This window comes from Mesorhizobium sp. M7A.F.Ca.CA.004.12.1.1 (assembly GCF_003997835.1).
Lineage (GTDB): Bacteria > Pseudomonadota > Alphaproteobacteria > Rhizobiales > Rhizobiaceae > Mesorhizobium.
The window spans coordinates 1-7,912 of record NZ_RZRK01000233.1 but is presented as its reverse complement, the minus strand read 5'-3'; the positions used below and the strand labels follow the sequence as shown (position 1 = coordinate 7,912).

4 protein-coding genes are annotated in these 7,912 nt (G+C 57.0%); 2 read left to right on the top strand and 2 right to left on the bottom strand.

Features of this window, described 5'->3' with window-relative positions; translation table 11 throughout:
- The coding region (locus tag EN984_RS14485) for a DUF4011 domain-containing protein (RefSeq protein ID WP_127383798.1) at positions 1–4,841 on the bottom strand (4,841 nt) is incomplete at its 3' end.
- 636 nt (positions 4,842–5,477) lie between these two features.
- On the opposite strand from EN984_RS14485, the gene EN984_RS14480 reads away from it, so the two are divergent.
- Together EN984_RS14480 and EN984_RS14475 are read left to right on the top strand one after the other, a co-directional pair.
- A complete protein-coding gene (locus EN984_RS14480; protein ID WP_082826711.1) occupies positions 5,478–5,891 on the top strand; it encodes a MucR family transcriptional regulator in 414 nt (137 codons plus the stop codon).
- A gap of 34 nt (positions 5,892–5,925) precedes the next feature.
- The gene (locus EN984_RS14475; RefSeq protein ID WP_127224212.1) at positions 5,926–6,756 is read left to right on the top strand and encodes a thermonuclease family protein; all 831 of its coding nucleotides are present in this window, start codon (positions 5,926–5,928) and stop codon (positions 6,754–6,756) included.
- A 13-nt stretch (positions 6,757–6,769) separates the two neighbouring features.
- Here the strand turns inward: EN984_RS14475 and EN984_RS14470 are convergent.
- The coding region (locus EN984_RS14470) for a DUF4236 domain-containing protein (protein ID WP_127383797.1) at positions 6,770–7,912 on the bottom strand (1,143 nt) is incomplete at its 5' end.

Sequence of the window (7,912 nt, the reverse complement as noted above, 5' to 3'; positions counted from 1 at the left end):
GGCCGTTGGAACCAGTCAGCGCTCCAGATGCGATGGATGATCCAACCATGGTCTTCCAGAACCGACTGCCGAAGCCGGTCTCGATCTCTGGCCGAGCGAGATGAGTGATATTCTGCGCCATCGCATTCGATGCCAAGAATATAGCGGCCTGGCCTCTCTGGATCCGCAACTGCGAGGTCGATGAAGAAGCCGGCAATGCCCACTTGAGCATGAACCTGATAACCCATTTCGATCAGCGCGTTGGCTACCTGTTCTACAAAGATTGAATCCATTTCGCGAACCGTGACTTGGGCAAGCGAAATTCGCCCTGTTCTCGCGTAGTGCAAGAAGAGCTTGAAGGCGAAGATGCCTTTCCCTTTGCCACGCTCCAGGTCGATGTCCTCGTCTGTGATGGACGCGAATACTTCGCAGCTGCGCTTGGCGCGGCTTATGAGGACGTTGAGCCGACGCTCGCCGCCTTCCGCGCCAAGAGGGCCGAAACGCATGGCCATGTATCCCTGGGCATTCTTGGCATACCCCACCGAGATCATGATCACGTCGCGCTCATCGCCTTGAACATTTTCGAGGTTCTTGACGAAGAATGGCTCGCTTGGATGAGCGTGAAAGAATTCCTCGGTGTCGGGATTTAGTCGCCGCAGCGCTTCGAGTTCATCCTGGATCGCGCGGCGTTGGCTAACCGAAAATGTTGCAACGCCTAGAGTCTCTTGCGGGTTCACCTTCGCATGACGGATGATCGCCTCCGCTACTGCTCTCGCCTCTACCGGATTGGTTCCTGTGCCGCCGGAATCGAAGACCCCCTCCGGCACATGATGAAACCGCAACCCCATACCTGCCTCTTGGGTATAAGGGCTTGGCACGATGAAAAGCCGGTTCTCGTAGAACTGGCTGTTCGATACTGCGATTAGAGATTGGTGACGGCTACGGTAGTGCCAGCGCAGCATACGCTGCGGCAAGCCGCGGGCCGTGAACAGGCCGAGGATGCTTTCAATGTCGGCGACCTGCGCGCCCTCACCCTCGTCATCTTCAGACTGCGAGCCTGTCATCTTCGCGAAGAATGTCGTGGGTGGCAGTTGGCGTTCGTCGCCAACGACGACCACCTGACTGGCCCTGGCGACCGAGCCAAGTGCGTCCACGGGCTGGATCTGAGACGCCTCGTCCATCACGAGCAGATCGAAGGACATCCGGCCGGGCGACAGGAATTGCGCCACCGAAAGCGGGCTCATCATGAACACTGGCTTCAGCGCCTGGATGGCAGGGCCTGCCTTCTGCATCAATTGCCGGATGGGCATGTGGCCTCGTCTGCGCGCCATCTCAGAACGAAGCAGTCCGACAGGTCCAGCTCCGCCGTCTCTTGAAGGAATTTTCCGGTGATGAGCCGTTACAACTTCGATGGCGCCGGCCTTGATGCGCTGGCGGTCCAGATCTGCGAAGTCACGTACAGCCCTGGAATGCAGTTCCCCGTCGAACCTTGCCAGCTCCGGCTCATCGGTCGCCATCGCCAGAAACATTCGTTCGTAGTAGGCCATATCAAAAACTGATCGAGCCGATCCTGTTGTAATCTGGCCGTTGGCTAGGCCGTCTATCAACTGTCCCAGTCCAGCCTTTCGGGCCGTTTCGGATCGCTCTTCATAGGCAACCCATTTCGAGAGCTGCTCCTGATGATCGAGCCAACCCTGCAGCCGAGAAACGACCTCGCCTATCGCGACGTCCGGAAAATCGACTACTCCAAACAAGGAGGGAGCATCGGCTTTCAAATCCCCTGTAAGCGCCTTCAATTCCCGCGCTGCCGCTTGGGCCGCTTCACGTGCTGAACGTGCCGAGTTTGCGATCTCGATTCTTTCAGGCAACCGCGCAGCCAGATGTCGGATCGAGCCATTTTCTTTCAGCCAAAGCTCGGCTTGCGTGAGAGCGGCCCAATCGGATCCTCGACCGTGCCACGACGAGCCGAATACGAACTTGCCAAGGCTCTCTCCCGCATCGATCCCTTGAGCAAGTGCTTGTAGTCTGCCTAGTCGGCGCAGTAGCTCCACCCGCTCAGTGATTAGATCCGGAACGTCAGTCAGAACCTGTCGTGACGCATCATCGGCTTGAGCTACAGTGCTCGCCTTCGCTTCCATCAGTTGCAGCGAGGCCCGCTCGGCGGAAGCCACGTCGCCTAGCATGGATGACGCGAGGTGCCCGAGATCGTTCCAGAAACCTTCGATAATTGGCCGACCGATTTCGATAACCTTGCGAACGCGCGCTGCACGCGCACCGGCCTCGGAGCGTTCCGCCATCCGGCCGGCGATAATCCGAGGTTCGGGGCCTAGCCCTCGTAGAGTCCGCATCCACTCCACTAGCGCGAGCAGTGGCGCGGAAGCCGATCGCTCCCCACGCCAATCTGCCCCGAAGGCGGAACGGCCAAAAGCGTCGCCTTCGCGGACTCTTGCTGCGGCAGCCTGACCCTTCATCAAAAGGTCGAGGAGACCAACTATCTGCGTCGCAGGCGCGCTAGGGTCGACCACAATAGTCCGCGCAAGTGCTGTGGCGCGACGGTAGTCGCCGTTCAATGCTTTCAATATTCCCGTGTGTGTGGCGAGCGCCTGCCGCGCCGCGGCCACCTCGGTGCTCCACGCCGCGTCAACAACCTTGCCCTGAAGGTCGGCTCTGGCAGCCTCAAGCGTCGCTACGCTGTCGGCAAGGTCGCCTGCCTGCTCAAGTCCGGAGTCCCAAACGGTGGCTGCGAAGGCCTCCGGACTTGCGTCAGGTGCTGCCGCTACTCGCTCGCCGGTCACGGCCAGCCTGAGCAAGCCTGCCAACGTGTCTGGCAATATCGCCGATCCGAGTTCCTGATTCAGGCGCTCAGCTTCTTCCCTCAAGCGTGGGAGCAGAATGGTGAGCTGTCGCGCACGATGGAAACCATCTTTCGGAAATTCCGAGGGAAGCTTTGCAAGCTCTGTCTCGAGACCTTCAATTGGCGTGTCGATAGCCGTTGCCGCCAACTGCTCCGAAAGTTCCTCGGACTTGCGGGCGAAATCCGTTCCTGACCAGAGAAGCGATGAAATGTCTTTCGGACGCTCATCCCATACCGGCGAGACGAGCGCCTCGGCAGGAAGTCCAGGCGCGGACGCGAGAAGCTCAGCGCGATCTTCTATCTCGCCGCTGTCGCTGAGAATTTTCGGAGGCTCGGCCTTGATCCGCTCAGCGATACCGACCAGTTTGGCGTGCAGTGCCTTGGCTTGGTCCAGCAACGCCGCGATGCGTGGGACGAGCCTCTCAATGGTCGTTGGAAGAACGACATCCAGGCCAACTCCCCGCCACGGGTGGTGGATCGGCAAGCCGATCTCGTTGATCCGCTGAGAGACCTCATCGAGCAATTTGCGACGTTGCGAAACGCCGTCAGTTGTCCAGCTTGTGGCATCCGTAAGTTCGATGTCCACTGGTTTCTGACCGACCTGCCTTAGTCGGGTTAGCTGGCCGAGAACCTGATAAGGAGTGAGTTCGGACGCTCCGAACGCAACGTGCATTCGTGCAGCATGTGCGTTGAGTTTATCGCGAGCCTCCAGCAAGCGATCAGTTAGGGAAGAAGGAAGCTGGCCCCTGGGCGATCCGAGTTGCCAGGTTCGCCGCAGCTCCTCTAGCATCATGCGCTTGTTCGCCTTGTTACTATGCAGCTCAAGGCAGGCGTCCCCCACCCCAGCAGTGTCAAGCCGTCGCTTGACGACCTCCAGCGCTGCCATCTTTTCGGCCACGAACAGCACGGTCTTTCCGTCGGCAACGGCCGACCCAATAATGTTTGCGATCGTCTGCGATTTTCCTGTCCCAGGCGGACCTTGGATAACGAGGTCGCGACCTTTTCTGACGTCATGGATCGCCAGTGTCTGAGAACTGTCACTGTCGACGATATGCAACATTTCGGCGGGCGCAATGTGCGGATCAATCGCTATGTCGTCCGACATAAGCGGCTCGCGTGTTTCGAAACCATCTGAAAGAAGCGAGCGGATCTTCGGTTGTTCGATAATCTTTGCGCCATCGGGCCAGAGATCCGGATCCAGATCACGGTACATCAAGAACTTCGCAAACGAGAAGAAGCCGAGCACCATATCGTCGCGAAGCACCTCCCAACCCTCTTTGGTCGAAATTGCTTCGGCAACGGCATCGAGATAGGCCGAGACGTCGAAGTCATCTCCCACCTCAAAACGCGGCAGAGCGAGCTTGTGAATGCGGTCGAGATAGAGTTCCAAGGAGAGGTTTGCGGTAAGATCTTCCGGCCGGGCTCGTAGGCGGAATTTTTCTCCAGCGGCCCCTCGCTCAAGCCGAACCGGCACCAAAATGAGGGGGGCCTGACGGATGTTCTCTTTGTTGTTCGGGTCAATCCACTTCAGCATTCCAAGGGCCAGAAAGAGGATATTGACGCCCTGCTCTTCCTCGAGTGTGCGGGCATCATGGTAGAGATCAAGGAGCCGCCGCTGCAGCCCAGTTGGGGTCATACGCGTCTGCAGCTTGGTGTCCGAGTGCCGCGCGGATATCCCTCTGTTATCGACTCCATCGTCCTCTGGTTGGGCGAGAGCGACGGGGGAATAGTCGATCTCTTCGTCTGGAGGGCTGCTTTCATCCTGGCCCGCTTTCGGCCTATCGGGCTTGCCGGCCAGGAAGGTAAAAGCCTTTCCTTCGGTCACCAGCAATCGATAAATTTCGGACGACTTCTCATCGACGATATCGATCGTCTTCGCGCTCTTGGAAAACCGCGGCACATTCAAAAGTCGATTGCGGGCGGAAAGATCGAGCAACTCCATCCTGGCGCGCTCGAGTTTCTCCTTTAGAGGGAGATCGCTTTGGAAGACTGACTGTTTTACGTCCAAGACTTACATCCCCTTTGAAAGGAGAACCAGCTAGAGCCCGCGTAGAGCGTTCGCGCAAGAAAAAACAGCCGTGTTCAATTAGAAACGACTGCGATCACTTCTGGACACCGTCCAATATTGCGACGTGTGATATGGGTCAGAGCCTGCATTCTTGGCCCCCTTTGCCTAGTCGCTATCCGACGAGGATTCTCGCTCCCTGCCCCCGTATTTAGCCGCCTCCACAATGTCTTTTTCTGACACAGAGAGTCCGTTGCGGACCCGAATGGCTCCCGCACTTGGAACGCGGTCCAATTCAGATCCAGTCTTTGCCTTATCCTTCTGGGGCTTAACCTCCGGCGGCGGGTCTTTCGAAAATGTCATGCGTAGGTCCTACTCGTCCAAATCTAAATGCATCCGCCTGTGAGCCTCAAGCCGCTTTCCTGGTCATACAAAGAAAACGCCGCGCCCAATCAATCCACCGTCTCTCGTGGTTCCGCATTCTGATTGGCGCTTTAACATTCATCACTATTAGCGCCTGGCATTTAGTATCCTCCCTCTACTGGTTTTTTTAGCCGATAAGTAATAGATCGGGATTTCACTGCAGAAGTCCGGAGCCATGAAGTGACTGACGAAATCCAAAATACGGCCACCGCGCTGATGGAGCTTACCGCCGATATCGTTGCGGCTTATGTGAGCAAGAATTCAGTGCCGGTCTCCTCATTGCCGGACCTTATTGCCAGCATCAATTCGTCATTAGCGCGTATCGGCCAGCCGTCCGAACCGGAAAAACCCGACCAAGTTCCCGCGGTCAACCCCAAGCGCTCAGTCACTCCAGACTACATCGTCTGCCTCGAAGACGGCAAAAAGTTCAAGTCCCTCAAGAGACACTTGAACACGCATTTTGGACTGACGCCCGACGCCTATCGCCAAAAATGGGGCCTCTCCAACGATTACCCCATGGTCGCGCCTAACTATTCAGCCAATCGCTCCAGATTGGCAAAATCGATTGGCCTCGGTCGCACAGCAGCCGCGCCCAAGAAAGCAGCAGCCAAGAAGTCAAAGACGCGCTAGCAAAACATTTGGCAGCTTCGCAAAGGATCGAAAATTGAATCGCGATCGCTATTCCCATCGCCGCAGCTCGCGGCCAAGACGCGGCCGGGTTTCAATTATGCGCAAGCGTTTCTTTTCACATAAATCATTAGCCGCGATCCTGGTGATCACGCTAGCAGTGGGCGCTTATGTCACCTCCTACTTTACAGGGTGGGGCAACCAGATCGCGGGACCCAATACAGCAAGCGCACTCGGGTCAAAACCGAAGCCTATCGTCGGCGTAGCGTCCATCGTTGACGGGGACACGATCGAGATCCACGGACAGCGTATTCGTTTCAATGGCATCGACGCACCTGAAAGCAGCCAAAACTGCAGCGACGCAAGCGGGCAAGAATACCCATGCGGCCGCAAATCCGCAGAAGCACTGGACATCTTCCTCAGTCAATCCCGACCCATCCAGTGCAACTTTGTTTCGTGGGATCGTTACAACCGCTTCGTTGGTGATTGTCAGCGGGCGGACGGTGCTAGCATTGCGTCTTGGATGGTCGAACAGGGTTATGCCCTGGATTGGCCTCGATACAGCCATGGTAGTTACGCGTCACAACAGGCAGATGCCCAAAGGGCCAAGATTGGCATCTGGGTTGGCACTTTCACAGCCCCTTGGGATTGGCGAGCAACACATGCAGCCAACAATAAACCCGGTAATGACACATCCTACGGCCTTACAGGCCGTCGCCAAATAGCTCAGAGCTATTCGTGTCAACCGCGTCGCTATTGTAAGCAAATCTCCTCATGCGATGAGGCGCGCTGGTATCTCAATAACTGTAGCTGGGGACCCAAATTGGACCGGGACGGCGACGGAATTCCGTGCGAAGGCATTTGCTGACCAAGCCAATTCCTTAGCGCGCTTTCAGCAAGCCGGACTGGCCACCAGCGTTTCGGTGCATTTGCGCGAGTGCCAATAGAGCCTGGCAAAAGGGCTGGCTGACGTTTGTCTTGGAAAATTCCACCAGCTCGTTGAGCCCGGATGGGCTAGAAAACCGCAAGGCTTCGTAGCGACAGACAGGGATCTGCCGATTATCTCTGAAGCGTTTGTCGGGTCCGCCATTCTTATTGGGATGAGCCCAGGTATAGCTCACGATCTCAGCATCAGATGGAACTTTGCCGGTCTCAATAAAATTGCTGGGGGCAAATTGCGTCCTGAGGTCTCCATACCCAACGGCACCGTACTGGTTTCCGTCCTTCACCAAAATCATGTCTGGCATGAAATAAAGGATTTGCCGGCCGACGTGTATCGACGGTGGTGTGACATTGCTGCGAACAACCGTCGGCAAGGAAGCTTGGAGCGTCGTCGACTTTTTATCGACCAACATCGTGGCTCCCGCATTGCGCTTCCAAGTCGTCAGATCCTCTATCTTGCCACCAGCCGCGACATGCCAACTCGCCGCGCAGCGTGTGAGCGTGTCAAAGGCGGCGACAAGTCGCCCGTAGGCCGCCTCCGCGTCCTGCTCCAAATCATAGTAGAGCACGCTCACCCGGCGGTAGCTGTCCAACCAGTTGCCAATAAGCATGCCCGGCAAAAAGGCAGCAATACCGATCAGCGCCACCCCACCTCCCAGCATTGCGCCTGCGATCAATCCGGCGATCCCAAACAGCACGGCCAGGATGAGCGACATTCGCGTCTGCGATTGCCTCGCATTGATTTCATCAAGCACATTGGCAAATGTCTCATCACGCATCTCGATCACATCGGCGGACTCGATTTCTCTCATCACGACGCCACCGCTGACATATTCCACGGGTGAGGATGTTGGATGGGGCTTTGGCCCAGATGGGAATTCAGACAGTTGCAGCGTCTGCTTGGCGCTGCGCTTTCCCAAAGTGCCTCGGTAGTAGAGACCGCCGACGCCTGCATGAATATAATGCCCTCGTGGGCCAGTCCCGATACGAAGACCTTGCACGCCAACGGACGCGCCAACCCCGCCAGACGAGAAGTTAAAGCGGAAAGGTCCCGCACTAATCGATTTTCGAACGTAAAACCC